Source organism: Qipengyuania sp. B-5 (assembly GCF_056857815.1).
On record NZ_JBSXNU010000052.1, the window covers coordinates 1 to 24,874 of the forward strand.

Here is a 24,874-nt window from a genome sequence, read left to right on the forward strand (position 1 = left end):
GATATGCGGTGGGATTTCAACGAACATATGGACGTGATCGCGTGAAAGCGCGCCATTGACGATCGTCACGCCCATTTCGACACAGACCTGCTTGATGATCTCGCGCACCCTGAGGCGGACCTCGCCGTGCAACACCTTGAACCGGTATTTGGGCGCCCAGACGATATGATAGCGATGATGAAAGGTCGTGTGGCAACCACTCGAATAGCCCATAGCAGGTATCCTCGGGAAAGTGAGACTTCACGCCCTTCAGGCGGTCTCACTTTCCCGAGGATACCTGCTATTATGCGAGTCTATGGCTGAAGCCAGTATCCGACTGAAGTCGGAGGGGTTGCTCCCAAAGCGTGACGCTAAAGCGTTTTCACACCCTTGAGCAGTGTCTCTTCCAGCTTGTTCCCGTGAAGTACCGAAATGTCGCCGGTCGTTTCCAGCACGACGGCTCTCACTTCGGAAAGATCCAAGACATTCGCTTCACGAAGCTTGGCGACGAGATCGTTTTCCGGAACGCGCGTCGCCTTCAAGGCCTCGCGAATGATTTCCCCATCACGCATGAGAATAACCGGGTTGTTCTGCAACATATCTTCTATCCGGTCCGAAGAATTCCGGAGGCGTCCTGCCAGATGCTGAAGCAGGAAAAGCCCTGCCATACCCGCTACTGGTTGTAGCCATTCCCGCCAATCTGCCGCCTGTGCAGCATTGGCGATCAAGCTTCCCAGCGCGATCGTCATGATGAAATCGAAGTTTGTCATCTTCGAGAGCGAGCGCAAACCGTTGATACGCACCAGCGCGACCGCCCAACTCAGGGCGAGCATCGCCAATAGCAGTCCCCGAAGAACCGCATCGAATTCGGGAGAGGATACGAACATAACGGCCCAACGAATGCGCCGCGCGATTTATCCCTCCGGCGCTCCGCCGGAACAGCTGGCTCCACCGAGCACGCAGAAACGGGCGCAGTGAGGGTGATTAAGAGCGATGTCGCAGGATGCTTCTTCCAGCGTTTCACCGAGATCGAAGCCCTCATCATACGGGATGAGCGTGCAGGCGACCACGCGCGATGACGCTTCGCCTTTGCGATGGACGATCATGCGGCTGTTACTGCACATTACATCGGCAGGGGACTTGCCGAGGATTGTCCAGCACTCGGTCGTGATTTCCGCAATATCCTTTTCGGCATCCATTTCTGGAAAGAGGACGAGCCGGGAGCGATCATATGCATCGATTGCAATCCCCTCACGCTCGAACAGCGCCGCGTAGCGCTCTCGCGCACGAGCATCGCCCTCTTCGGGAAGCAAACGTCCGGCGACTGCAATGGAAAAGCCATTCCTGGACAACCAGCACAGTCCCTCGATAGCTGGCTGCCAGCTACGTAAGCCGCGCTCGGCTTCGTGAGCGCGCTGGCTGTGGTGGTCGAGGCTGACTCGCAAGGTCAGACTGTCGCCATACGTTTCGCGAAGCCGCAGCAACGCCGCATCATGCCGACGCATCGGCTTCATCGCATTGGTCAGGACAAGAGCTTCGAAACCTCGATCGAGCGCACCATCCATCATCCTGACAATGTCGGGGTTCATGAAGGGTTCGCCGCCGGTGAAACCGATCTCGCGGGCTCCCAATCCTGCCGCCTCATCGAGGAAGCGTACGGCATCGCTTGCAGTAAGATATACCAGCGCATCGTTCGTGGGACTGCTCTCGATATAGCAGGTCGTGCAGGCCAGATTGCACAAGGTGCCGGTATTCAGCCACAGCGTATCCAATCTTGAAAAGGGCACATGAGCGCGCTTCTCCCCTTTCGCAGTTAATTGCGGATCGCTGAATTTTTCTCGGGATAGGGGCGCAGCCTCGACCGCGAACGGTGAGGGTCCGGCAGGTGCGTTGCGCGAACCCATGCGGGCTCTACTCACGCGAAACGCCTGCGCAGCCTTGCCACCAGCTGCGCCCATTTCTTGGGGATAGCTCCGAAAACCGTCGGCTCCCAGGCACTGAACGCGGCGGCCTTGGATATTTCGCTACGTGTGGGGTAGGCGATGATCGCCGAGCCGAGCGCAAAAGTGCTGCTCTTGCCGGTAATCGCCTGAGCGAAGGGCAGCAGCAATTCTCCAGCATCCTTTCCGACCATGCTCGCACCGAGAACCTTCTTGCCCTTCAATACGAGTTTGAGATGCCCCTTGTCCTTGCCTTCGGCGAGGGCCCGCTCATTGTCGCGGAAAGCTTCCTTCACGATCCTGATCGTATCGCCGTATTTCCTGCGCGCATCTTTTTCGGTGAGGCCAATTTGTGCGACTTCGGGATCGGTATAGGTGCACCATGGCAGTGCGGACCAGTCTACCTTCGTCGGGATGCCCAAAGTAATCTCTAGCGCGACGTTCGAGCCTTCATAGCCCGAAACATGGGTTAGCCGCGGCCCGTCCCGGCAATCGCCAATGGCATAGATGCCTTTGACCGAAGTGCGTCGGCGTGCGTCGACTGCAATCCCGTTGACTCCCATCTTCACACCGATTTCTTCAAGCCCGAAGCCTGTGCATCTCGCCTTGCGCCCGGTCGCGAGGAGGAGGTGGCTTCCCTCGATAGTCTCGCCGCCAGCAAACAGACGGATCGCTCCCCCACGGCTTTCGACTCTTTCCGCCTTGTCGTTGACGAAGCGGACGCCCTCGTCCTCCAGAACCTCGCGTATTACCGCAACACTTTCGGGATCGTCGCGGGCCAATAATCTGCCCGGCTCGATGACCGTAACTTCGCTGCCCAACCGCCGGAAGGCCTGCGCCATTTCCATACCAATCGCCCCGCCGCCCACGATTACTAGATGGTCGGGGAGATCTTCGAGATCGAACAGGTTTTCATTGGTCAGATACGGAACCTCATCCAATCCCTCGACGAGTGGAAGTGCAGGTTCTGAGCCTGTAGCTATGACGATGCGCGGCGCAGTCAGTGTGCGCCATGCCACCTCGACGGATTGCGGGCCGGTCACCTGGGCCCAGTCACGGATGACTTCGCAACCAATCTGCTCGAAACGTTCCTCGCTGTCATGCGGTGCAATGGCAGCAATCGCATCGTGGATGTGCCTGTGCACGCCCGCCCACTCTACAACGGGCTTGGCCAAGGTAACGCCATACCGGGTTCTTTCTCGCGCTTCTGCGGCGCGCTTCGCGGCAGCCAGTAGTGCTTTCGACGGCACGCAGCCATCGTTCAGACACTCACCACCCATCTTGCGGGCTTCGATCAGCGCCACGTCCAGGCCGAAGAGCGCACAGCCTCCTGCAGCGGTGAGCCCGGCGGCCCCGCCACCGATCACGATCACGTCATGGGTGAATTTCATCGCTTGCTGCCTAACGCACAATGCTGCCATTGCGAAGGAATGTTCGCTACTCCGCCTTCGACGGCCGATATCACGTGAGAATTCTCGTCACCGGGGCAGCTGGTTTATTGGGCGGCGAGATCTGCGCGCTGCTTGCGGCGGCCGGGTACGAGGTCACCGGCCTCGTACATCGCAACCCCACTATTCTTGGCAACGACGGTTCACACGTACCGGTCCGGCCCCTGTCGGGCGACGTATCGCTCCCGCGCTTCGGATGGAGCAAGGATAGATTCGCCAAGATAGCTGCGAGCCACGAATTGCTGGTTCACTGTGCCGCCACAGTACGCTTCGATCTCGCAGAAGCGGATTATCGTGCAGTCAATGTAGGTGGCGTTACCCATGCGCTCGCCCTGGCCGAGGCGGGCGACATGAATTTCCTGCATGTCTCGACCGCCTATGTCTGCGGCACGCGCGGCGGCTTGATCCGCGAGACCGATACCCTGCCGGAAACGGGATTTGCAAACGGTTACGAAGCAAGCAAGGCCGAGGGCGAGCGGCTGGTACGGCAAAGCCAACTACGCTGGGTCATAGCGCGACCCTCCATCGTCGTAGGCGAATACGACAGCGGGCAAATCCGCCAGTTCGATACGACCTATGCCGCTTTCCAACTGATTGCCGGGGGGCGGGTCCGCCACATGCCTGCTCGCCTCGACGCGACGCTGGATTTCGTGCCGATCGATCATGTCGCAGGCGGAATTTTCAGATTATTGCAGGCAATGGGCAAGGCAGCGGGAGGCACCTTCCACCTGGTATCGGGTCAGCCGCTGCCCGTTGCGGCATTCACCGGCACGATTGGGACCTATCCACAATTCCAGGAACCCGAGCTCGTCTCGCCTGAGCTTTTCGATCCGGCCAAACTGCCCGCAATCGAACGACGGCTCTTCAGGCAGGTCGCTGGCCTCTACGCGAGCTATTTCCAGCGCAATCCGCATTTCGACGATGCTGCATTCCGGGAAGTCACCGGCCTCGAATGCCCGGCGACCGGGCAAGCCTATATCCGGCGATTGATAGATTATTGTATCGGTGAGGGCTTTCTGCCGGACGCCTAGCGCACATCCGGATAGTTTTCGGCCATCCGGTGCCTGAGGCCGATGGCCCAGAGCATGCCGACCTTGAAATATATCCAGTTGGCCTTGACCGGACCCCACGCGACGATCCGGCGGTCAGACGTATATACGCACCGCAGCACCATTTTCACCCGGCCCAGCGCGGCGAGTTTCACACACAGATCCGCCTCCTCCATCACTGCATCTCCCGGCGTGCAACCACCAACCCGGAGGAAATCGCTGCGTCTGAAAAACATCACGTGATCTCCGAACAGCAGTCGCACTCCGCGAAAGAACAAGTGAGGCCGGGTAATAAGCGGAGCGTACCAGGTTTTGGCCCAATTATGGACGGTCGTAACCCACCGGGTCTTCTCCGTCCCGCGAATGATCGGGGTAAAGCTGGCGAGCGCAATTCGCCGATCCGCCAGCGTATCCTCGATCACACGGACCATATCGCTTGGTGGGATCGTGTCGGCATGAACAACACAGACAATCTCGCCCATCGCTCGATCTACGCCGAGATTAATCTGTCGTGCCCGGCCTGTGTCGCATTCCAGGATACGCCATCCCGCTTCGCGCGCTATGTCAATCGTCCTGTCGCTGCTTCCGCCATCGACCAAGAGGATTTCCTGCGGCCGGGGATCGAGTTTATCGAAGGCCTCGATCAATTCCGGAAGAGCCTTCTCCTCATCCAGCGTCGGGACGAGTAAAGTGGCGCTCATTCGAATTCGGGCCACTGAGCGAAATCTTCAGCTGTGTCGATATCGGCCAGTTCGGGCAATATCGCCGGACCGATCCCGTGCGTGGCCAGCCGCGCGAGCGTTTCCGGAAACACGCGCGGCGTACTCCACTCCATCTCTTCGAACAGGAATGATACGGGCTCGCGAAAGCCGATGAGATAGTAACCGCCGTCGTTTGCGGGACCCAGCACCACTCGCCGATCCTCCAGTGCGCCGGATGCAGCTTGCAGAAGTGGCACAGTGACACCCGGACAATCGCTCCCGATCAAGAGAGCGGGCGCTTCCACCCGCGCCATTCTCGCCCCGAGATCGCCCTCGCCCTGATCAACCACCGCAACCTCATCGCCAAACAAATCATGAAATGCAGCCACTTCGCCGCCGGTGACGCGAAGTTCGAACTCAAGTCCGCTTTCCTTCGCGACCTCCACAGTCCGCGCCAGCATTCTTGCATAAAGCCTTGCCGCACCTTCTTCGCCAAGCGCCGGAATCAAGCGTGTCTTCACCTTGCCGGGCACAGGCAGGCGAGCGAAAATCGAAAGTCTCGGAGAAGCCATCACAGTGCAGGATAGCGCACTGGCAGCGCGGGGAAAGAGGCGATGGGCGGAAATGGTGGTGAGCCGTGCTGGGTTCGAACCAGCGACCTACTGATTAAAAGTCAGTTGCTCTACCGACTGAGCTAACGGCCCGACCACGGGCGCTCACCTAGGCAGGTGATGACAGCGGGTCAAGCATCCATCGCTGCCATCCGACAATCAATCGCGCGACCCGTGATTTGCAATTTGCCGAAGCGTAAGGCCGGTTACCGGGTCGCGCCACTCGGGGGCTATTTCTGCCGCCGGTCCGATGACGAAGGGACGTTCGCGAAACAGGGGGTGCGGAATAATCAGGTCGCGGGATCCCCAAAAGCCACCACTCCACAGCACGATATCCAGATCGAGTGGCCGTGCGCGCCAAGCCGCTCCGCGCCGCCGTCTGCCAAAACGCAGTTCAAGCTGCTGCAACTGCCTCAAAAAATGCGGCGGCTCGACCGCTGTCTCCACCAGAGCCGCGGAATTCGCATAGAGGCGCTGGGAAGGACCGATTGGGCGGCTGCTGCCGGTAGACGAGACCGCTGTAACATTCCCGGCCTCCGCCAAAGCAATTGCGGCTGCATCCACGACACGATGCGGCGCGCCTATACCCGGCACCCGCATGTTCGACCCGATCGCGACCAGATAGCGATGGGTCACGCTGGCGTACCGAACAGATTGTTCCGCGCCGGTCGATGCGAAAACTCGCCCAGATTGATCCTACGCTTTCGCTTGAAAACACCGGTGGTTTCCATTGTGAAAGGCACACGGATATCGCTTGAATAATTGGCAGCGCGTACCTGGACCTCCAGGACGGCAGAGGATGAATGAAGCAAGGCAATAGCGACGCCATAGATAGTTCCACATTGCGCCCGCGGCTTGAGCAGGTCGAAGAGCCTTTCGACAGGACCTCGCTCGTCGTTCACCTCGCCGGTTTCAAGAAGGACTATTGCCTGGATCGCCCCATTGTCGCGCAATTCGAAGACCAGCGGGTGAAAATGGCCATCTTTCTCGACCCGTCCGATCGCTGCTTCGAGCGCAGCGGTGAAAAGCCGGTCAAGCTGATCTTGGCGGATAACACGACCCTTGGCCAAGCCTAGATATCCTCGCTGATCCGCCCGTACAGCTGTGGGCGACGGTCGCGGAAAAATCCCATACCCGCGCGATGCCTCGCCGCCTGATCGAGGTCGAGCGTGGCAACCAGAGTTCCAGAATCCGATGCGCCATATTCTTCCAGCAAGTCGCCCCACTCGTTGCTGATGAAGCTGTGACCATAGAAACTCTGCTGGCGGTCGGCAGGACCTTCATGACCTATCCGATTGGCGGCGCAGACCGGCATGCAGTTCGACACCGCATGACCGATCATCGCCCTGCGCCACATGCGACTGGTATCGAGATCCGCATCGTAGGGTTCGGAGCCTATGGCCGTAGGATAGAACAGCACTTCGGCCCCCTTGAGCGCCATCACGCGTGCGCATTCGGGATACCACTGGTCCCAGCAGATGCCGACGCCAATCCGGGCGCCGAAGACATCCCAAACCTTGAAGTCGTCATTGCCCGGCCGGAAATAGTATTTTTCCTCGTAACCCGGTCCGTCGGGAATGTGGCTCTTGCGATAGGTGCCCATGATCTCGCCATCGGGGCCGATCATGGCCAGCGTGTTGTAGTAGTGATGCCCGTCACGCTCGAAGAAACTGGTCGGAATTGCAACACCGAGCTTTCGTGCCAATTTCTGCATTGCCAGCACACTCGGAGACGCAGCGGTCGGGTGCGCCAGAGCGAACAACTCCTCCTCTTCCTCTCGGCAAAAATACTCGCCCGCAAACAGTTCCGGCGGCAGGATCACCTGCGCGCCCTTCGCCGCCGCTTCCTCGACCAGCGACGAAACGGCAGCGATATTGTCAGCCGCTTGCGAACGGGCAAGCGGCAGTTGCAGGACAGCGATGGTCAGCTTTCTCATGCGCGCGAGATAGGGTGCCGCCGTCGTTCAGGCAATGATTACGGGCGCTTGCGAAAAAGCAGTGTCATGCGGTCACTTTCTCCAAGATCGCGCGTGCGGGCGTCCATTTCATCGTCGCCGCCTAGGCTAGGCGGCATCATCCATACGCCCCCTTCCCAGTTGGCGGGATCGTTCGGGTTCGCATTGACTTCGCTGCTGCCAACGAATTCGAAGCCGAGCGCCTCGACGAAACCAACCACGTCGTCTTGCCGCAGATAACCTTTCGAACCGTTTGCATAGTCCGCGCTCGCATCCTGAGGCGCGCGATGCTGGACGATGCCGAGCATTCCGCCCGGCTTCAGCAATTCGCGCATTTTCTTCAGCTCGCTGTCGGCATTGTTCCAGCGCATCATGTTGTGCAGCATGCGGATCACCAGCACCCTATCGAAGGTGCCCGTCTCTCCCTCAGGCACGGCATCCAGTGTCATCGCGGAGAAATTTTCGATCGGGAGGCCTGTGAACTCCGCTGCTTCGGCTGGAAAACCTGCGGCGCCGGCACGAATACCCTGCTGCGATTCAGCGTTGAACGGACCACTGGTCGGATCGAAATAGAGGCCGACGAGCTGGCCCTCACCCCCAAGGTAATGACCCAGGACGCGGGTATACCAACCGCCCCCCGGAGCATATTCGCCGACTTTCATATCCGGTTTGACGCGGAAGAAAGCGAGGGTTTCGGCTGGATTACGAAACTCATCTCGCGCTCGGTCTTCGGCGCGGCTGGGGTGATTGATCGCACTCGAAAGCGCTTCTGCATGGGTGGCAGCGAACTCGGCCGGATCCGCCAGTTCGTGATGGTCGGCGGCGGCGGGAACGGCCAGTGTCAGCACGGCGGCGGCAAGCAGGTAGCGCATCGATTTTCTCCCTCGGTATGGTGCGGCGAGTTCTGCACGCGCACGTCCCGGATGACAAGCGAGAGACGGCTTCCTATCTGCCCCTCCAACAAGGAGATCGATCGAGATGGCAAAAGAGCAGGTAATGGTTGCGGGCGGGTGCTTCTGGTGCACCGAGGCGGTGATGAAGGACGTGATCGGCGTGAGCGAGGTCGAAAGCGGCTATATCGGAGGTGACAAGCCGAACCCCACCTACAAAGAGGTCTGCACCGGCAATACCGGCCATGCCGAAGGCGTTCGCGTAACCTTCGACAGCGAGCAGATCACGCTGGACCAGATCCTCGATATATTCATGGGAACGCATGACCCGACCCAGCTCAACCGCCAAGGCAACGATGTCGGGACGCAATATCGCAGCGCAATTTTCCCGTTGGAGGATCAGCGCGCAGCCGCCGAGAACGCGATTACCCGCTGGAACGATGATCATCCGGGGCAGACCGCGGTCACCACCATCGAAGGCGGCGAATGGTATCCCGCAGAGGACTACCATCAGGAATATTGGGAAGGCGAAGGCCAGCGGAATCCCTATTGTCTTGCAGTTATACCTCCGAAGCTGATGAAGCTGCGCAAGAGCTTTCAAAAATACCTCAAAGACGATGCATGAATAAAAAGGGGCGAGCCCGAAGGCCTGCCCCTGATCTTTCAGCATCTCGCGTCAGATTTAGCCTTCTTCGGCGGCCTTGCTGACGAGGATGTTTACCGAAACGCGGCGGTTCTGTGCCTTACCTTCGGCAGTGCTGTTGTCCGCCACTGGATCCGCTTCCGCCATGCCGGTCGGGGTCAGCATACGCCACGGCTCCCAGCCGCATTCCTGCTGGAGGTAATTGACGACGCGGCTTGCTCGGCGCTCGCTCAGAACCTGGTTGTAATCCTGATCGCCGACCGAGTCGGTATAGCCGACGACGAGCAGCAGGGCATTGTCCATCTGCTCCGCCTGCGAGGCAATGTTGCATATCTCACGCTGGCCTTCTCCAGTCAGGTTCCACTTACCGGAGTCGAAATAGACGTTGGTGACGCCGCGGACATTATACTGGTCGATATTTCCCATGCGGCCGCGCAGTGCCTCGGCAGCGGCGGTGTTTTCATCGATGTCGGCGCGGTGCTCGGCGAACTGCTGCTGGGTTGCGCCGCGGATCATCGAGGCGGTTTCGAGGTCGCTCGACTTGAGCTTGACCTGCTTGGCGACGAGGCCGCCCTGAAACTGGAGCGTCTCCACTTCGACAGGAAGGCCGTTCATCAACTGGGCAGTGTTGAGGGTCTTGCTACCGAGGCCGAGGAAGCCACCCGAGGCTTTGACCTCGGTGCCCTCGTCCACGATGATTGTGGTGGCCTGCCCGTTTTCGGTGGTCACCTGAATCCGGTCGTTTTCACGCGCGGTGATCATGCCCTCGACCTTGGGGCCTTCGGTAAGCGCCGAACCATAGACGTCGATGCCACTATCGGCTTCCTGCGCCGCAAGCGGTGCGACTATCGGAAGGGCCATTGCGGATAGCAGAAGGGGGATACCTGCCTTCTTAGTAAATGCAGTCACTTTGGTACTCCTTATTAAACGATGACGACGCCTTGAGGGGGAAGGGCGAAGTCATGACCGGCGACCCGGTGCTCGAAATCCTACGTCATTGCCTCCACGCCGAAACGGCGCAGGGCCCGGGGCTTGGCGCCACGAGAGGAGAGCGGTGTTGAGAATGGCCTTGCTCGCAAATGAACAATGGCCGGAATGTGGCGAGACTGGGGCCGGTTCGGTCGGTCGGTGCGACGAGTTGAAACCTGCGCCGCTCCGTCAGACCCCCATATCAAGCGGCTTTGCGCCGCCTCGTGATATAGAAACCATCGAGTCCACCAAGATGAGCAAGCATGCCGGGATCGGTGCGCAGGCTTCCATTTGTGTCCGGAGAGAGGCCCGCTGGCAGATCGCCTGGTGCGATCGGAACGGTTTGCAGGCCTGTAAATGTCTGTTGCTCGCCTTCGGCGGGTTCGAGTGAACAGGTGGCATAGACCAATAGCCCCCCCGGCTTCAGCCATTGGCTGGCCCTCTCGATCAGCGCGGCCTGCAGCTCGGCCATCTCCTCAATCTGACGCTGGCCGATGCGATGGATGACGTCGGGATGGCGCCGGGCCGTCCCCGTTGCGGTGCAAGGGGCATCGAGCAGGATCGCATCGAAATTGTGCTTCGGCTCCCAGACAAGTGCGTCAGCACGAACCACGCCTGCCTTGAGGCCGGTACGTTTGAGATTTACCTTGAGCCGATCGAGGCGGCGTTTGGAGATATCGAGCGCAGTTACCTGCCAGCCCTGCGCCGCCAGTTGCAGCGTCTTTCCTCCAGGTGCGGCGCACAGGTCGAGCACATGGCGCCCCTCACCCTTTCCGAGCAACCGCGCGGGCAATGAAGCAGCCAGATCCTGCACCCACCATTCGCCCTCGGCAAACCCGGCCAGCTTTTCTACATTTTCACCGCGCGGAAGGCGTATGTGCCCAGGCATGATGCTGTCGGCGGCAAGCTTCGCCTTCCAGATCTCGGTCTGGGCCGGGTCCTTCAATGTGATATCGAGCGGTGGCGGCTCGGCAAGTCCTCGCGCGATCGAAGCACTTCGCCCACCCCAACGCTCGGCAACCTCGGCAGGTAATGTCGGCATGTCCGGCAGGACCACTTCGCGCTTGGCCAGTGCCGAAAAGACACCGTGCGCCAATTTTCGCGGTCCGCCAGCGAGCAGAGGCAGGCATGTCGCGATGACCGCATGTGGCGGGGTCTGCAGGCGCAGCCACTGGGCCAGCATCATGCGCAGCACAACTCGCGCCTTGGCATCCGCGGGCAACGGCTTCTTCGTCGTGCTGTCTATGAGGGCATCGAGGTCGATCAGCCAGCGCAAGACTTCACTGGCAATTGCCCGCGCGAGCGCCTTGTCCTCGAATTTTCGCACATCCTTGGTTGCGGAGGCGAAGGCGATATCGAGCGTCTCGCCCCGGCGCAGGACGGCATCGAGCAGGCGAAGCGCGGCGCGGCGCGCATGTATTCCGGTGGGCTGGACCATGAGACAGCGCCCCTACCTGCTCTTGCGCAAAGCCGCCAGAGCGCTCATCTTGCCCGCATGACAAAACGCGTCACCAAGCGGCCCGAGACTTTCGAAAAGCCGAAGCATTGGAACAGCGAGCCGCCGCCAGAACCGAAAAAGGGTAGCGACGACGAAGACCTCAGCCCCACCCGCTATGGCGACTGGGTCAAGGATGGCATCGCGATCGATTTCTAGATTTTCTCGAGCCGGACCTTGAGCCCGTCTTTTGGCTTGGGAATCGGCCAAGGCTGCCAGTCCGGCTCCTGCTCGAGGCTTACGCGATAGCGCGGCAGGAACTGGGCGAGCAGGATCTTCACCTGCATATAGGCGAAGTGAAGACCCAGGCACATATGCGCGCCGCCGCCGAACGGCACCCATGCATATTTGTGACGCGTCTTTACCTTGTCGGGCGTGAATCGCATCGGATCGAAGGCAAAGGGATCGTCCCAATGCTCTTCTTCGTGGTGAACGAAATACTGGTTGATATTGACATGGCTGCCCGCCGGGATGCGATATCCGCCAAACTCGAATTCTCGTAACGCACGGCGCGGCATCGATGGGACAGGCGGTACCATGCGCAAGGCTTCCTTGAAGGCCATTTCGCAGAGTTCGAGTTTGCCCATGTCCTCATAGGCAAGATCGCGCGGCTTGCCGTCCGAACCCGCGCCGCCGGTTACGCTTTCGACTTCCTGCCGTAGTTTTTCCTGCCAGTCGGGGTGCTTCGCGAGCAGCCAGATGAGCGAGGTCGCCGAGCTGGTAATCGTGTCATGGGCCGCCATCATAAGAAAGTTCATGTGATCGACGACTTCATCGACCGGCATGAGACTGCCGTCCTCATATTCGGCCGTAGCGAACTGGCTGAACATATCCTTCCCTCCGCCCTCGGCCCGGCGCCGCTGCGTTTCCCGGGTGAAAAAATCCACTAGGAAGGCACGACCATCCACGCCGCGTTTCATCTGGGTGAAGGGCAATGGCTTGCGCACCGGTGCTACGCTCGCCTGAACCATATCGATGAAAGCGGTGTTGATCCGATCGGCTTCCGGGCCCCACTCGATGCCGATGAAACTGTCTGCGGCAAGATCGAGCGTCAGCGTCTTGATCTCCGGATAGAAGCGCATCGACCCTTCGCCCCAATTCTCCACCTTCTTCGCAATCCCGTGATTGAGGCTGCCCGAATAATGCCGCATCGGCTCAGGCTTGAAGGCGATGGAAAGAGCGCGACGATCTGCGCGGTGGTGATCGAAATCGAGCAGCATGAGCCCGCGCGGGAAGAGCTGGTCGAGGATCGGACCCCACCCCTGTTCGCTGCTGAAATTCCTGCCTCGGTCGAACAGTACCAGTTCGTTGGCATCGGCACCGATCAGCGCGATGTTCCAGCCCCCGAAAGCCCTGTTCTTGTACACCCGACCATAGGTCCGGACCATGTGCCGGGTGAAGGCGTGCGGGTCCTTGAGCATCCTGAAAGTGTTGCCGACCAGCGGCCAGCCCCCTTCGCCGGGGATGTGGGCTAACTGATCGTCGTTCAGATTGCCTTCGGTCCAGTGCGTCGGGATGGGATCGTGTGCTGCCGAGGTTGCCATGGGCCGACTATGCCTCAGCAGGGATTAAGTAGCAATTAGCAATCTATCCAGCCGGACAGCTCACGCCGAAGGATGGTTTCGAGCATGATCAGACCCGCCTCCGAGGTATTGAGGCAGGAAAGAGCAGCAAAACTTTCGCCCCCACCTTCAAGGAATTGGTCGCGCCCCTGGATCGCCAGCTCTTCCAAGGTTTCGAGGCAATCCGCGGAAAACCCCGGAGCCGCGATGGCCAGTCGTTTCGTCCCTTTCGCAGCTTCTTCGCCGATGACTGTATCTGTCGCTGGCTCGAGCCATTTGGCCGGGCCGAAACGGGACTGGAAAGTTGTGCGAATTCGCAAGTTTCTGCCTGTCAGCCGTTCTTGCAGCAGCCGCGAAGTCTTCTGGCAGTGACAGTGGTAGGGATCGCCAAGATGCAGCGTTCGCTCAGGCATCCCATGAAAGCTCAAGAGCAGGACTTCGGCTTCGAAATCCAGGGCATCCAGTTGGCGAGTCAGATCGGCTTCAAGCGCATCGATATAGGCCGGATCGTCGTGATAGGCCGGCAAAGTGCGCAGCGCAGGTTGCCAACGCATTGTCCGCAACTTGTCCGCAGCCTTGTCCACAACCGTAGCCGTCGTCGCAGCTGAATATTGCGGGTAGAGCGGGGCGATCAGGATACGCTCGCAGCCAGCGTCCATCAGCGCCTGCAAACGGTCAGGGATTGACGGCGTGCCGTAACGCATTGCCCAATCGACCTTCACGCCTTCGCCGAATGCCTCCTGCATGGCCTCCGCCTGTTTACGGGTAATGACTGCGAGAGGCGAACCCTCCTTTGTCCAGACCTGCGAATAGGCGTGCGCGCTCTTCTTGGGCCGGGTGTTGAGGATTATGCCGCGGAGGATGGGTTGCCAGGCGATGGGCGGAATCTCGACCACGCGGCGATCTGACAGAAACTCCGCAAGATAGCGCCTGACGGGACCGGCTTCGGGGGCATCGGGTGTGCCGAGATTGACGAGCAGCAAGCCCACCCGTCCCGATTGCACGGGGGGATGGTCTGTGGGGAGCTTCTGTGGCTGCAAGGTCATGGGGCCAGCGGCAGACGGTATGATCGCTCGCCCGTCAAGGCAAAGAGCGCATTGGCTATGGCCGGCGCGGCAACGGCGACACCGATTTCTCCCGGATCGAAGGGCTCCGCATCGCTCGCCATGAAGTCGATCAGCATGTCGGGCATCTGCGAGAGACCCGGCAGCCTCATGCCGCCCAAGGTCTTCGGCACCGGATGCCCGCTGTCGAAGCTCAGCGGCGCGCCCAGAGCGATGCCCATACCGTATAGAAGGCCACCTTCTATCTGCTGGCGCGCTATATCAAGGTTCACAATACGCCCGATATCGACGACCGCACTCAATTGCCGCACAGCTATACCGCCCTCGCCGCGCCGAACATGGGCGACACAGGCAATATGGCCTGCCCGCTCGGGATCCCGGCCCATACGGACCATGGCAAGGCCTTCGCCTGATCCTTCCTGCCCCCCATCCCAGTCCCCGAGCCGCGTGGCCCGTCTCAGAACTTCGGCCATGCGCGGAGCTCCGCCCAGCATGGCCATCCGGTAGAGAAACGGGTCACGTCCTGCATTCCTTGCGAGTTCGTCGACAAAACACTCGGTGAAGAAGGAGGTGTATGCCTGCGCCCCTCCGCGCATACGACCAGTCGGCAGACCGATGCTGGCAGGCACATGCTCCACGGCGACATGCGCGATCCGATAAGAGGGGATCGCGCCCTCCACTACATAGCTGTCGGGCTCGCCCGCACTTTCGCGCTGCGCAGCTTCGACCACGTAATTGTCGAACAACCTGTGGCCGGTTTCACGCATCCAGGCGGGAGCCGTGATGCGGGAGCGCCAGGCGACGGGCTGACCCTGCGCGCCCAGGGCCGCAGCAATCTCCGCCGAGACCGGAGCGCGTGGCGGTACGGACTGGAACTCCTGCGCACGGGTCCACGTCAGCTGGACGGGTCTACCTACCTGTGCCGCAATCTGTGCCACCTCGATCGCATGCTGCTTTTCGAGCCGAGCATCGAAGCTCCCACCAGCCGACATGGGGTAGAGGATTACGTCCTCCGCCGAGAGCCCAATGGCCTTTGCTGCCGCATCGCGCGCGGTGGCTGGAGCCTGGGTAGCGATCCAGAGCTCGAGCCGCCCGTCGGACAGCCGCGCAGTCGCCGAAGCGGTTTCGAGTGGAGCATGCGCGGCCGCGGCTACATCATAGCGCCGCGTAAACTGCACATCTGCGAGCAGACCATCGGGCTCTCCGATCGTTTCGATGCGTTCGGCAAGGTCCTCCGCCGCTTCGACCGCTCTCTCCATTTCACTGTCAATCACAACCTGCTCGAGCGCACCGGGTCCGGTGAATTGCGGGCGCATTCTTGCCAGGGCCTGGTCCGCGATCCACCAGCTTTCGGCGACAGCTGCCAACCAGCGCCTGGATCGCACCACTGCAACCAGTCCTTGCGTCCCGGCCGCAGCGTCCTCGTCGAACCGCAAGAGTTCCGGCAGACCATGCGGCCCGTGACGGATTGAAGCGTAGACCAAGCCCGGCAGGCGAATATCCCCCACGAACAGATGGCTGCCGTCCACTTTCGATGGCAAGTCGAGCCGCGTAAATAGCGTTTGCGCACCTCCTTCGCCGGGTACGGGCTCCTCGAAGGCCGGCGTCGGCCGGAGTGGTGGCGGATCGGGTGGATCGTAGTCTGCCGCCTCCTCCACCAGATCGCCGAAAGGCAGGCGGTCGGATCCGCGAATTACGAAGCCTTCCGCTACTTCGCATTCTTCGGGCTCGATTTCCCAGCGATCGGCCGCAACCCGGGTCAGCATGTCGCGCGCGCTGGCTGCGGCCTCTCGCAAAGGCAATTCATACGCCGCCAGGCTTGTGCCTGCAGCGGTCAGAGTGAAATCGTTCGACCGTGCGAATCTCTTCACCGTTCCATCCTGCGGATGATCCCCGGCACCGAGGAATCCTTCCCACAGCGGCGCCCATTCGGCGGCGAGCGGAAGATTGGCGAAGAAGCCCGCAGGCGGAACGGGTTCGATCCCCACCTGACGCCAGTCCGCACCGAGCTCGGTCGCCGCGACCTGCGCCAGCACCGTACCCACGCCCTGCCCCATTTCGAGTTGCGGAAGAGCTACCGTGATTACCCCGTCCCGCCCGATGACAAGCCAACCGCCAAACTCGGTCTCATCTTCGCGGGCAGCCAACGGGCTCGCATAGCTGCGCGGCCAGAGCGACCATGCAAGGAGCAGCCCCCCGCCTGCCGCTGCGCCGACCAGCAGCTTGCGGCGGGATACTGGAAGGCCGCTCAGTTTTTTGCGGAGATCCATGCCTGCAATCTTTCGGCAATCCGCAGGAAGGGTTCGGCCATGGAGCTGTCACCTGCCGCCGGTGGATCGCCGGCATCGCTGCCTTGTCTGATCTCGATATCGAGCGGGATACGGCCGAGGAATGGCAGGTCGAGCTTTCCGGCCGCCGCTTCCACACCGCCCGCGCCGAAGGGATCGGACAGTTCACCGCAATGAGGGCAGGCATAGCCCGACATATTTTCGACCAGCCCGATGACTTCCACGCCTGCGGTATCGAACAACTGTCCGGCGCGAGCGGCATCGATCAGCGCCAAATCCTGCGGTGTCGAAACCAGTATCGCGCCGGCCGGTTTGAACTTCTGGATCATGGTGAGCTGCACATCGCCCGTTCCCGGAGGCAAATCCACCAGCAAGACCTCGGTATCCTTGCTCCAGTGCGCTTCGATCAACTGCCCGAGTGCGCTGGCCGCCATCGGCCCGCGCCAGGCCAACGCCTTGCCTGGTGTAACGAGGTGACCCATCGAGAGATGCGGAACATCGAACTTGCCTTCGATCGGAACCGGTTTGTTGTCGCGGGCAACAGGCTTTTGGCCCTGTGTGCCAAAGATCATCGGCTGCGAAGGCCCATAGATATCGGCATCTACCAGCCCAACTTTCACACCGCTGCGCGCCAGGGCGATGGCGAGATTGGCGGTCAGCGTCGACTTACCCACGCCACCCTTGCCCGAACCGACGGCAATTATCATCGGCTCCTTTCGTTCGGCTGTCATCACAACGCGTACGTCGCCGACATCTTCGCGCGCTTCGAGTTTGTCGTGGATCAAGCGTTCCATATCGGCACGCTCTTCGTCGGAGAGGCCTGCAACGTCGAGCACCACCGTCGCCCGTCCTTCGTTGAGGACCGATCCCGTGATGCGGGCTGCGATTTCGGGTGAAAACTGGTCGGAAAAGTCGGCTCGGCTCATGTCGACCGCTGCTGTAGCATCGAAAAGCGCGCTGCAACCCCTGTTTTTCCGCCAAAGCCTTCCTATAAGACACTTATGAGAATTTTGGACGGGCTTGGACAGAGGATCCGCCTCGCAATGGCAGGAAACAATCCGTGGGGTTCGGGGAGCGAAGGCTCTTCGGGCTCGGGTGATGACGGAGATAAGGGAGGCAACGACAAGCCCAAGGGGCCGCGCAATCCTTGGCTTCCACCAGGTTCTGGCGGCACAGGCGGCGATGGACGTCGCGGCCCGAATATCGAGGAAATTTTCAGGAATCGCGGGCCTGAAGGCCCGCGTCGTCGCGGCGGCGGCGGAACGGGCGGACCGGGTTTCCGCATGCCGCAGCGCCCCGGCGGGAAAAGTTGGTTCCCGGTTCTGGTTGTCGGAATCATAGCGCTCGGTCTGCTTGCCACCAGCGTCCACCTCATTGGTCCGCAGCAGCAGGCTGTGGTCAAGACACTTGGCAATTATACGCGAACGCTCGACTCGGGCCTTCAGTTCTCCGCGCCTTTTCCCATCGAGTCTGTCGAAGTGGAAGATGTCCAGGGGGTGCGCGCCGTGCGCATTCCTGGCAACGATAGCCAGGTGAAGCTCATCCTTACCGGCGACCAGAATCTGGTAGATCTGAGCTACATCGTTCGCTGGAACATCAGAAACCTCTCCGATTTCAAGTTCCGCGTAGTCGATCCAATCGAGACCGTGAATGAAGTGGCTGAAGCCGCCATGCGCGCCTCGATTGCCGAAAAGCAGCTCGACGAGACGTTCTCTGGCCAAGGCCGTGCGGCTATCGAACTCGATGTGCGCGAAAGAATGCAGCGCACTCTCGACAATTACCAGGCCGGTATCAATGTGCTGGGTGTCGAAATCGAAAAGGCCGACCCGCCCGGCCAGGTAGTCGATGCCTTCCGCGATGTGCAGGTCGCCGAACAGAATGCCGATGCCGCGCGCAACCAGGCTGAGGGGTATGCCCAGCAGGTGCTGGCGCAGGCGCAGGGTGAAGCCCAGGCCTTCAACAAAGTTTACGAAGAGTACCGGCTCGCTCCGGAAGTGACGCGCCAGCGTCTCTATTATGAAACGATGGAACGCGTTCTGAGCAACACTGACAAGACCATCATAGAAACGGAAGGGGTTACGCCCTACCTACCGCTCCCCGAGATCCGACGGCGCGCGCAGCAATCGCAGCCAGCCACCACCGTAACCGCGCCCGAAGGACAGTAAGATGCAGCGTATCTGGGAAGATCACCGCCTGTCGATCATTGTCGGCGCAATCGTTCTGCTCGGTCTGTTGATGAGCGTCTATGTCGTATCGGAAGAACAGCAGGCAGTCGTCATCCGAACCGGTGAGCCGATCGGCACGGTCAATACTCCGGACGGAAAAACAAATGCGGGCATTTACCTCCGCATGCCGTTCGTGGACCGTGTCGTGCGCGTCGAGAAACGATTGCTGGACCTCGAGATGAGTGACGAGGAAGTGCTGTCCAACGACCAGCAGCGCCTGCTGGTCAATGCCTATGCTCGCTTCCGCATCATCGATCCGGTTCGCATGGTGGAACGCGCCGGCTCGACCGATGGTGTGCGCAACGCACTCGAACCGATTCTCAACTCGGTGCTGCGTCAGGAGCTCGGACGCCGTACTTTTCAGGCCATGTTGACCGCGGAACGTGGATCAGCCCTCGAGAATGTACGTATCAATCTCGATCGACAGGCGCGCCAGTACGGCGCCGAAGTTGTCGGCGTGCAGATTACCCGCACGGATTTACCTGACGCGCCTCTGCAATCGGCGTTCACCCGTATGGAGTCGGACCGTCAACGCGAAGCGCGCACGATCCGCGCGCAAGGTAATCGCGATGCCCGTATCATCCGTGCAAATGCCGATGCCGAATCTGCGCGCATCTATGCGGAAGCGTTCGGTAAGGATGCGGATTTCTACGATTTCTACCGCGCTATGCAGAGCTACGACGCAACGTTCGCTTCGGAAAATGATGCGGCAAGCAGCATCATCCTTTCGCCGGACAACGAGTATCTGCAGCAGTTCCGCGGACGCCGTTGATCTTTGGTCGAGAGGGGCGGACTACGAGCATCCTCGTTCAAGGGGCGTTCAGCGCGTCGGAGCAGTTTGCCGCACAAGGAACCGCAGCCTCAGCGCTGCATAGCCTGACTGCACGCGCGCAATGTGACGTGAGATAGAGGATTAGAAAGAGGACGTGAAAAAAGTGCGATATGCCTATTCCGTAACCGCGACCCTGCTGGCTGGTGGCGCCGCCCTTTCCCTCGCCGGTTTTCCGGCCGGAGCCCAGGTTGCTCAGAACGACGACGCGCAAATGGCCCGCATGGTCCCGCGTGCCGGAGCGCCGGAGAGCTTTGCGGATCTGACCGCCCAATTGCAACCTGCCGTAGTCAATATTTCGACGCGTCAGCGTATCGAAGTGCAAAACGGAGGCAACCCGTTCGCCGGCACTCCGTTCGAGGGACTGTTCAACCGCCGCCAGGGACAACAGGAGACTGAACCGCAGTATCGCGAGGGTCAGTCCCTTGGTTCGGGCTTTATCATCTCGGCCGATGGCTATGTCGTCACCAACAATCACGTGGTCAGCCCCACCGGGCGAGGATCGGTCGAAGAAATTACCGTGACCCTGCCCGACGGAACCGAATATGAAGCCGAATTGATCGGTACGGATCCGCAATCGGATCTCGCAGTGCTCAAGGTCAATCGCGACGAGCCGTTCCCGTTCGTAACCTTTGGCGATTCCAGGCAGGCACGTGTCGGCGACTGGGTTATCGCTATCGGTAATCCCTTCGGTCTTGGCGGCACTGTCACCAGCGGGATCGTTTCTTCGGTGCTCCGCAACACCGGGGGCGGTGCCTACGATCGCTATTTGCAGACCGATGCCAGCATCAACCGCGGCAATTCAGGCGGCCCCCTGTTCGACATGGAGGGCAATGTAATAGGCATCAACAACGCCATTATTTCGCCAACGGGTGGCAGTGTAGGCATCGGCTTCGCCATTCCGGCCGAGACTGCAGAGCCTATTGTCGACAAACTGGTGCGCGGCATCGAGATTGAACGCGGCTATCTGGGCATCCAGATCCAGCCGGTAAGCGACGATGTCGCTGCTTCGCTGGGTCTTGAACGCAACCGCGGCGAAATCGTGCAGATGGTCCAGTCGGGCGAAGCCGCAGATCGTGGAGGCGTCGAGGCAGGTGATATCGTGCTCTCGGTCAATGGACGCGAGGTGACACCGGATCAGACCCTCTCCTATCTCATCGCAAATATCGCACCAGGTACGACCATTCCGCTGGATGTAGTCCGTGATGGCGAGCGACGCCGCCTCAACGTCACTGTCGGCAAACGTCCGAGCGAGGAGGAATTGCGACAGAGCCAGATGTTCGACCCCGATGCGGAATCGGAAGATGATATGGCACCCAGCGACAGTGAGGTGCTGGAAGAGAGCCTTGGACTCCAGGTACTTCAGTTAACCCCGCAGATCGCCCGCCAACTCGGAGTAGGTGCCGACACACAAGGCTTGGTCGTGGCTTCGGTCAACCAGAATTCGGATGCCGCACGCAAAGGCTTGCGGCGCGGGGACATCATTCTCACCGCCAATTATCGTCCGGTGCTTCAGGTATCGGAACTTGAGGCAATCGTCCGCAGCGCTCAATCGGACAACCGCGATGCCGTGCTGCTTCGTGTCCAACGGCGCGGTGGCTCACCAGAGTATGTCGCCATACGCATGCGTTAATCGCTTAAGCGGGTGATACTGAGCCCTCCCGGTTCGCACCGGGAGGGCTTTATCGTGTCTGCGCTCAGCCCGGAGTGCGCGTCGGAGTTGGTGAAGGTCGTGTCTCATCACGTCCGATCACCCCGTCGAGGAAATCGTCGTCCACCGCCTGCGGTGCTCCGTCTGCCCCACGGCCAACGGAAGATTGGGAGCGCGGAGCAGGAACACGCGGTCCGGGTGCCGGAGAACGCGGGCGCATCGCATCACCTTCGCCATCCTGACCTTCCCCCTCTCCGGGGAATGGCAGCGCCCCGCCGGGCTCTTCGCTGCGGCCGGGCTCGATGAGATTACCTTGCTCGTCTATGTAATAATAATCGTCCGGATCTCCGAAAAAGAAGTCATCCTCTTCTTCCAACTGCCATTCAGGCAGCTGCAACTCGGTGTCGAATTCCTCGACCGGGCGATCCTTCACAGCGTAGCGCATATAGGCCGCGAAGGCCTGCGCCGGCGCGCGACCACCTTGCAATCCGCCGACACGCGCGTTGTCGTCGCGACCCATCCACACACCGGTGGTAATGCCTGATGAAAAGCCGACGAAGTACCCGTCCTTGTTCGAACTGGTGGTGCCCGTCTTGCCCGCCACCGGCCGGCCGATCTGAGCCGCGCGTCCGGTACCGGTCTGAACGGCGGTCTGCAGCAAGTCGGTAATCCCGCGTGCGACATGGTCGGGAATCAATTGCGAGCTGCGTGCGCGCTCATGCTGATAGAGCAGATCGCCATCCGCAGTAGTTACCTTGACGATACCATAGGGTTCGACCGAAGAACCGCCCGCCGACACCGCAGCAAAGGCCCGGGTCATGTCGAGCAGGCGAACCTCGTTCGAGCCTAGGACCATAGCCGGATAGGTATTGATCGGGGTGGTAATACCGAATCGTCGTGCCATCGAGGCGACCGCGCTGAAACCGACCTCGTTTCCGAGCTGCGCCGCAACTGTATTGATCGAATAAGCGAAGGCAGTGCGAAGATTAGTCTCGCCGATATTGCGGCCGTTCGAATTGCGCGGGCTCCACCCGCCTATCGACACCTCGGTATCGACCACCCGGTCTTCAGGCGTATACCCCGCTTCGAGAGCGGCGAGATAGACGAAGAGCTTCCAGCTCGAACCCGGCTGGCGCAGCGCATTGGTGGCGCGGTTATAATTGGTCTGGACGTAATCGGTGCCCCCCACCAAAGCGAGGATGGCACCATCCCGATCCAGGCTTACAAGGGCGCCTTGCGCACCCTCCGGTGTGTTGCCTGCGACCGATGCGGTCGCCGCTCTTTGCATACCCGGATCAAGCGTCGTCCAAACTTCGATCGGTTCGAACGTTTCGGGCAGCAGCAAATCGAGCTGTGGCAGTGCCCAGTCGGTGAAGTAGCGGACCGAATTGGTGCCGGTTTCCTGTTTGAGCTTTACAGCGGAAACGTCCACCTGCGCTTCGCTCGGGCTGATCCTGCCCTGTTCGCGCATAAGCCGCAGCACCACACTGGCCCGCCCAACGGCGGCATCTACATCGGCGGTGGGCGAATAACGGCTCGGCGCTTTTACCAGCCCGGCGATGATCGCGGCCTCTGCCGTCGAAAGTTCGGTCGCGGGATGGCTGAAGAACTTCCGGCTGGCCGAATCGATGCCATACGCCCCTCCCCCGAAGTAGACCTTATTGAGATAAAGCTCGAGAATCTGCTCCTTTGAAAACTTCCACTCGAGCGCCATGGCCAGCACGGCCTCCCGCAGCTTGCGGTCGAGCGAGCGATTGGAATTCAGAAAGACGTTTCGCGCCAGCTGTTGGGTAATCGTCGATGTCGCGCCAAGCCTGTCCTCACCCGTAGCCCAGACATAGACTGCACGCGTCAGGCCATAGGGATCGACGCCGGGATGCGAATAGAAGCGCCGGTCCTCGACCGAGATCATCGCATCCTTCATTACCTGCGGGATTTCGTTGCTGGATAGCCATTTGCCGTAACTGGGTCCGAGCTCCACGATTTCCGTACCGTCTCGTGCACGCACAACAATAGTCTGCGCATTCTGAGTCGCCTTGAGCTGGTAGTAGCTGGGCAAGGAACGCGCCGCGAAGGCCACCGCAATGGCGAGAAAAACCAGGCCGAGCACGGCGGCCCCGCCGCCCCATATGAGCAAGCGTCTTAGCCAGAGCCTCATTCGGCCGTTGCCGTGCCTGCCTTCCGCGTCCGCTCGTGCTGCGCGTGCCGCGCGCCTGCTGCTTTTGCGGCGGCTGCCTCTCTTGTCCATCGAGTGCGAATTCCCTCGTTTACGATTGGATTGCCCTTTATCCGCCAAGGCCTGTCATGGCGAGACGTAACCTCGGGTGAACACGGAATTCGCGTGGAGAATGGCACCAGTCAATCGTCCGGTTCGAACTCCAGTGCAGCGGAATTGATACAATAACGAAGCCCGCTTTCGCCCGGTCCATCGGGAAAGACATGCCCCAAGTGTCCTGCGCAATTGGAGCAAACCACCTCGGTACGCACCATGCCGTGTGTAACGTCGCGGTGTTGCTCCACCACGTCGTCTTCGGCCGGGGCGGTGAAGCTGGGCCATCCCGATCCGCTATCGTATTTATCCGCACTTTCGAACAGCAGTTGGCCGCAGCCTGCGCAGTGATATTCGCCGTCAGCCTTGTTCTTTTCGTACTTCCCCGTAAAGGCGCGCTCGGTGCCTTTTTCGCGTAAGATGTGATACTGCTCGGGGGTCAGCTTCTCGCGCCACTGCTCATCGGTCATTACGAGCTTTTCGGTCACTGCTTGTCCTTTCTCGGGGTTCTGCCCATATCAAGAGAACAGGGCGTCATGCGGACTGTTCCGCTTTCGCTTGACGATTCGCAAGGCCAACGCTAAGTGCGCCGCTTTCCGGCGGTCCATCCGCCCTTTTCGACACGCCAAATTGAATTTCGCCGCTGTTCGCTGCGGCTCGACCGAGGACAAACATGGCCAATACGCCGCAAGCCAAAAAGCGCATCCGTCGCAACAACCGCCGCGCAGAGATCAACACCTCGCGCATGAGCCGCATTCGCAACTTCGTGAAGAAGGTGGAACTGGCGCTTGAATCTGGCGACAAGAAGGAAGCGCAAACTGCTTTGCAGAACGCCCAGCCCGAGCTGGCTCGCGGCGTTGCACGCGGCGTGCTGCACAAGAATACTGCGGCCCGGAAGATGAGCCGCCTGTCGAAGCGCGTCGCCGCTCTCTGATTCGGGTCCGGCTGCGGTCGACCAGATGAAATTTCGAAGGGGTCGCCGGAATATCCGGCGGCCCCTTTTGTCTTATAAGGGTTGCGCTTCAAAACCGAACTGTCACTCCAATGTAACGTGATCCTCGGGATTCCTGCGATTCGCGAGCCTAGTTCTCTGAAATCTACGTAATTTCAAATGCATGAACGGGGGACTGCGGGGTAGCGTCGAGTCAACAAGTTTATTTCGACTTTTTTACAGTTATCCCCCTTGCGACTCATCCCGAGAGCGACTTAGAAAATGGTTCTGCCCGGGGGGGACAGCCCGGGTATTCACATCGATGGCCAAGGGGAGGGACCACCCGTGAATCAACCGATTCCGGGCAACGGCGGAG

The 24,874-nt window shown here is 60.3% G+C and carries 25 protein-coding genes and 1 tRNA gene; 7 read left to right on the plus strand and 19 right to left on the minus strand.

Features of this window, described 5'->3' with window-relative positions:
- From tnpA to AC13CE_RS11385, 4 genes are all read right to left on the minus strand, one after another.
- Positions 1 to 213 (minus strand): IS200/IS605 family transposase (gene tnpA / locus AC13CE_RS11370; RefSeq protein WP_482971299.1); only part of this gene is annotated, 213 nt, incomplete at its 3' end.
- A gap of 137 nt (positions 214 to 350) precedes the next feature.
- Complete coding sequence (locus AC13CE_RS11375; protein ID WP_482972470.1) at positions 351 to 866, minus strand: DUF421 domain-containing protein; 516 nt, start codon at positions 864 to 866, stop codon at positions 351 to 353.
- A gap of 27 nt (positions 867 to 893) precedes the next feature.
- A complete protein-coding gene (locus tag AC13CE_RS11380; protein ID WP_482972471.1) occupies positions 894 to 1,898 on the minus strand; it encodes a radical SAM protein in 1,005 nt (334 codons plus the stop codon).
- Positions 1,895 to 3,310: a dihydrolipoyl dehydrogenase family protein gene (locus AC13CE_RS11385; protein ID WP_482972472.1), complete on the minus strand. Its 1,416-nt coding sequence runs from the start codon at positions 3,308 to 3,310 to the stop codon at positions 1,895 to 1,897. The genes AC13CE_RS11380 and AC13CE_RS11385 overlap by 4 nt, the downstream gene beginning before the upstream one ends.
- 74 nt (positions 3,311 to 3,384) lie before the next feature.
- On the opposite strand from AC13CE_RS11385, the gene AC13CE_RS11390 reads away from it, so the two are divergent.
- Entirely contained in the window at positions 3,385 to 4,398 is a 1,014-nt protein-coding gene (locus tag AC13CE_RS11390) for an SDR family oxidoreductase (RefSeq protein ID WP_482972473.1), read from the plus strand.
- On the opposite strand, the gene AC13CE_RS11395 is transcribed toward AC13CE_RS11390, so the two are convergent.
- The 7 genes from AC13CE_RS11395 to AC13CE_RS11425 all read right to left on the minus strand — a co-directional run bounded on the left by AC13CE_RS11395 (position 4,395) and on the right by AC13CE_RS11425 (position 8,554).
- Entirely contained in the window at positions 4,395 to 5,117 is a 723-nt protein-coding gene (locus tag AC13CE_RS11395) for a glycosyltransferase (RefSeq protein WP_482972474.1), read from the minus strand. The genes AC13CE_RS11390 and AC13CE_RS11395 overlap by 4 nt on opposite strands.
- Positions 5,114 to 5,689, minus strand: coding sequence for a TIGR04282 family arsenosugar biosynthesis glycosyltransferase (locus AC13CE_RS11400; RefSeq protein ID WP_482972475.1), 576 nt, complete (start codon positions 5,687 to 5,689; stop codon positions 5,114 to 5,116). The genes AC13CE_RS11395 and AC13CE_RS11400 overlap by 4 nt, the downstream gene beginning before the upstream one ends.
- Before the next feature lie 56 nt (positions 5,690 to 5,745).
- Positions 5,746 to 5,821, minus strand: a tRNA-Lys gene (locus AC13CE_RS11405).
- Positions 5,822 to 5,887: 66 nt separating this feature from the next.
- Entirely contained in the window at positions 5,888 to 6,364 is a 477-nt protein-coding gene (gene folK, locus AC13CE_RS11410) for a 2-amino-4-hydroxy-6-hydroxymethyldihydropteridine diphosphokinase (RefSeq protein WP_482972476.1), read from the minus strand.
- Positions 6,361 to 6,798: a hypothetical protein gene (locus AC13CE_RS11415; RefSeq protein ID WP_482972477.1), complete on the minus strand. Its 438-nt coding sequence runs from the start codon at positions 6,796 to 6,798 to the stop codon at positions 6,361 to 6,363. Before AC13CE_RS11415 ends, folK begins: the two co-directional genes overlap by 4 nt.
- Before the next feature lie 2 nt (positions 6,799 to 6,800).
- Positions 6,801 to 7,664: an N-carbamoylputrescine amidase gene (gene aguB / locus AC13CE_RS11420; protein ID WP_482972478.1), complete on the minus strand. Its 864-nt coding sequence runs from the start codon at positions 7,662 to 7,664 to the stop codon at positions 6,801 to 6,803.
- Positions 7,665 to 7,702: 38 nt separating this feature from the next.
- On the minus strand, positions 7,703 to 8,554 hold the full coding sequence (locus tag AC13CE_RS11425; RefSeq protein WP_482972479.1) for a class I SAM-dependent methyltransferase: 852 nt from the start codon (positions 8,552 to 8,554) through the stop codon (positions 7,703 to 7,705).
- 106 nt (positions 8,555 to 8,660) lie between these two features.
- On the opposite strand from AC13CE_RS11425, the gene msrA reads away from it, so the two are divergent.
- Entirely contained in the window at positions 8,661 to 9,197 is a 537-nt protein-coding gene (gene msrA, locus AC13CE_RS11430) for a peptide-methionine (S)-S-oxide reductase MsrA (RefSeq protein ID WP_482972480.1), read from the plus strand.
- A 57-nt stretch (positions 9,198 to 9,254) separates the two neighbouring features.
- On the opposite strand, the gene AC13CE_RS11435 is transcribed toward msrA, so the two are convergent.
- Positions 9,255 to 10,124, minus strand: coding sequence for an OmpA family protein (locus AC13CE_RS11435; protein ID WP_482972481.1), 870 nt, complete (start codon positions 10,122 to 10,124; stop codon positions 9,255 to 9,257).
- A gap of 262 nt (positions 10,125 to 10,386) precedes the next feature.
- Positions 10,387 to 11,622, minus strand: a complete 1,236-nt coding sequence (locus AC13CE_RS11440) for an RsmB/NOP family class I SAM-dependent RNA methyltransferase (protein WP_482972482.1) — start codon at positions 11,620 to 11,622, stop codon at positions 10,387 to 10,389.
- A 57-nt stretch (positions 11,623 to 11,679) separates the two neighbouring features.
- On the opposite strand from AC13CE_RS11440, the gene AC13CE_RS11445 reads away from it, so the two are divergent.
- Complete coding sequence (locus AC13CE_RS11445; RefSeq protein WP_473820308.1) at positions 11,680 to 11,838, plus strand: DUF1674 domain-containing protein; 159 nt, start codon at positions 11,680 to 11,682, stop codon at positions 11,836 to 11,838.
- Here the strand turns inward: AC13CE_RS11445 and AC13CE_RS11450 are convergent.
- From AC13CE_RS11450 to AC13CE_RS11465, 4 genes are read right to left on the minus strand one after another with little or no spacing between them, the layout of a single operon-like run.
- Complete coding sequence (locus AC13CE_RS11450; RefSeq protein ID WP_482972483.1) at positions 11,835 to 13,223, minus strand: cytochrome P450; 1,389 nt, start codon at positions 13,221 to 13,223, stop codon at positions 11,835 to 11,837. The two genes, AC13CE_RS11445 and AC13CE_RS11450, sit on opposite strands and share 4 nt — an antisense overlap.
- A 35-nt stretch (positions 13,224 to 13,258) precedes the next feature.
- The gene (gene hemH / locus AC13CE_RS11455; RefSeq protein WP_482972484.1) at positions 13,259 to 14,287 is read right to left on the minus strand and encodes a ferrochelatase; all 1,029 of its coding nucleotides are present in this window, start codon (positions 14,285 to 14,287) and stop codon (positions 13,259 to 13,261) included.
- Positions 14,284 to 16,575: a molybdopterin cofactor-binding domain-containing protein gene (locus tag AC13CE_RS11460; RefSeq protein WP_482972485.1), complete on the minus strand. Its 2,292-nt coding sequence runs from the start codon at positions 16,573 to 16,575 to the stop codon at positions 14,284 to 14,286. The genes hemH and AC13CE_RS11460 overlap by 4 nt, the downstream gene beginning before the upstream one ends.
- Positions 16,554 to 17,519 (minus strand): P-loop NTPase, encoded by a 966-nt coding sequence (locus AC13CE_RS11465; protein ID WP_482972486.1) that lies wholly within the window; start codon positions 17,517 to 17,519, stop codon positions 16,554 to 16,556. Before AC13CE_RS11465 ends, AC13CE_RS11460 begins: the two co-directional genes overlap by 22 nt.
- A gap of 117 nt (positions 17,520 to 17,636) precedes the next feature.
- Between AC13CE_RS11465 and hflK the strand changes: the two genes are divergently transcribed.
- The 3 genes from hflK (at position 17,637) to AC13CE_RS11480 (ending at position 21,280) form a co-directional block, all read left to right on the plus strand.
- Positions 17,637 to 18,758: a protease modulator HflK gene (hflK, locus tag AC13CE_RS11470; RefSeq protein ID WP_247710515.1), complete on the plus strand. Its 1,122-nt coding sequence runs from the start codon at positions 17,637 to 17,639 to the stop codon at positions 18,756 to 18,758.
- A 1-nt stretch (position 18,759) separates the two neighbouring features.
- Positions 18,760 to 19,590, plus strand: coding sequence for a protease modulator HflC (hflC, locus tag AC13CE_RS11475; RefSeq protein WP_221541109.1), 831 nt, complete (start codon positions 18,760 to 18,762; stop codon positions 19,588 to 19,590).
- 163 nt (positions 19,591 to 19,753) lie between these two features.
- The gene (locus AC13CE_RS11480) at positions 19,754 to 21,280 is read left to right on the plus strand and encodes a Do family serine endopeptidase (RefSeq protein WP_473820342.1); all 1,527 of its coding nucleotides are present in this window, start codon (positions 19,754 to 19,756) and stop codon (positions 21,278 to 21,280) included.
- A gap of 64 nt (positions 21,281 to 21,344) precedes the next feature.
- On the opposite strand, the gene AC13CE_RS11485 is transcribed toward AC13CE_RS11480, so the two are convergent.
- Both AC13CE_RS11485 and msrB read right to left on the minus strand, forming a co-directional pair.
- A complete protein-coding gene (locus tag AC13CE_RS11485) occupies positions 21,345 to 23,456 on the minus strand; it encodes a transglycosylase domain-containing protein (protein WP_482972487.1) in 2,112 nt (703 codons plus the stop codon).
- 200 nt (positions 23,457 to 23,656) lie between these two features.
- Positions 23,657 to 24,037 (minus strand): peptide-methionine (R)-S-oxide reductase MsrB, encoded by a 381-nt coding sequence (gene msrB / locus AC13CE_RS11490; RefSeq protein WP_221541151.1) that lies wholly within the window; start codon positions 24,035 to 24,037, stop codon positions 23,657 to 23,659.
- 203 nt (positions 24,038 to 24,240) lie between these two features.
- On the opposite strand from msrB, the gene rpsT reads away from it, so the two are divergent.
- On the plus strand, positions 24,241 to 24,501 hold the full coding sequence (gene rpsT, locus AC13CE_RS11495; protein ID WP_221541114.1) for a 30S ribosomal protein S20: 261 nt from the start codon (positions 24,241 to 24,243) through the stop codon (positions 24,499 to 24,501).
- Positions 24,502 to 24,874: the final 373 nt, after the last annotated feature.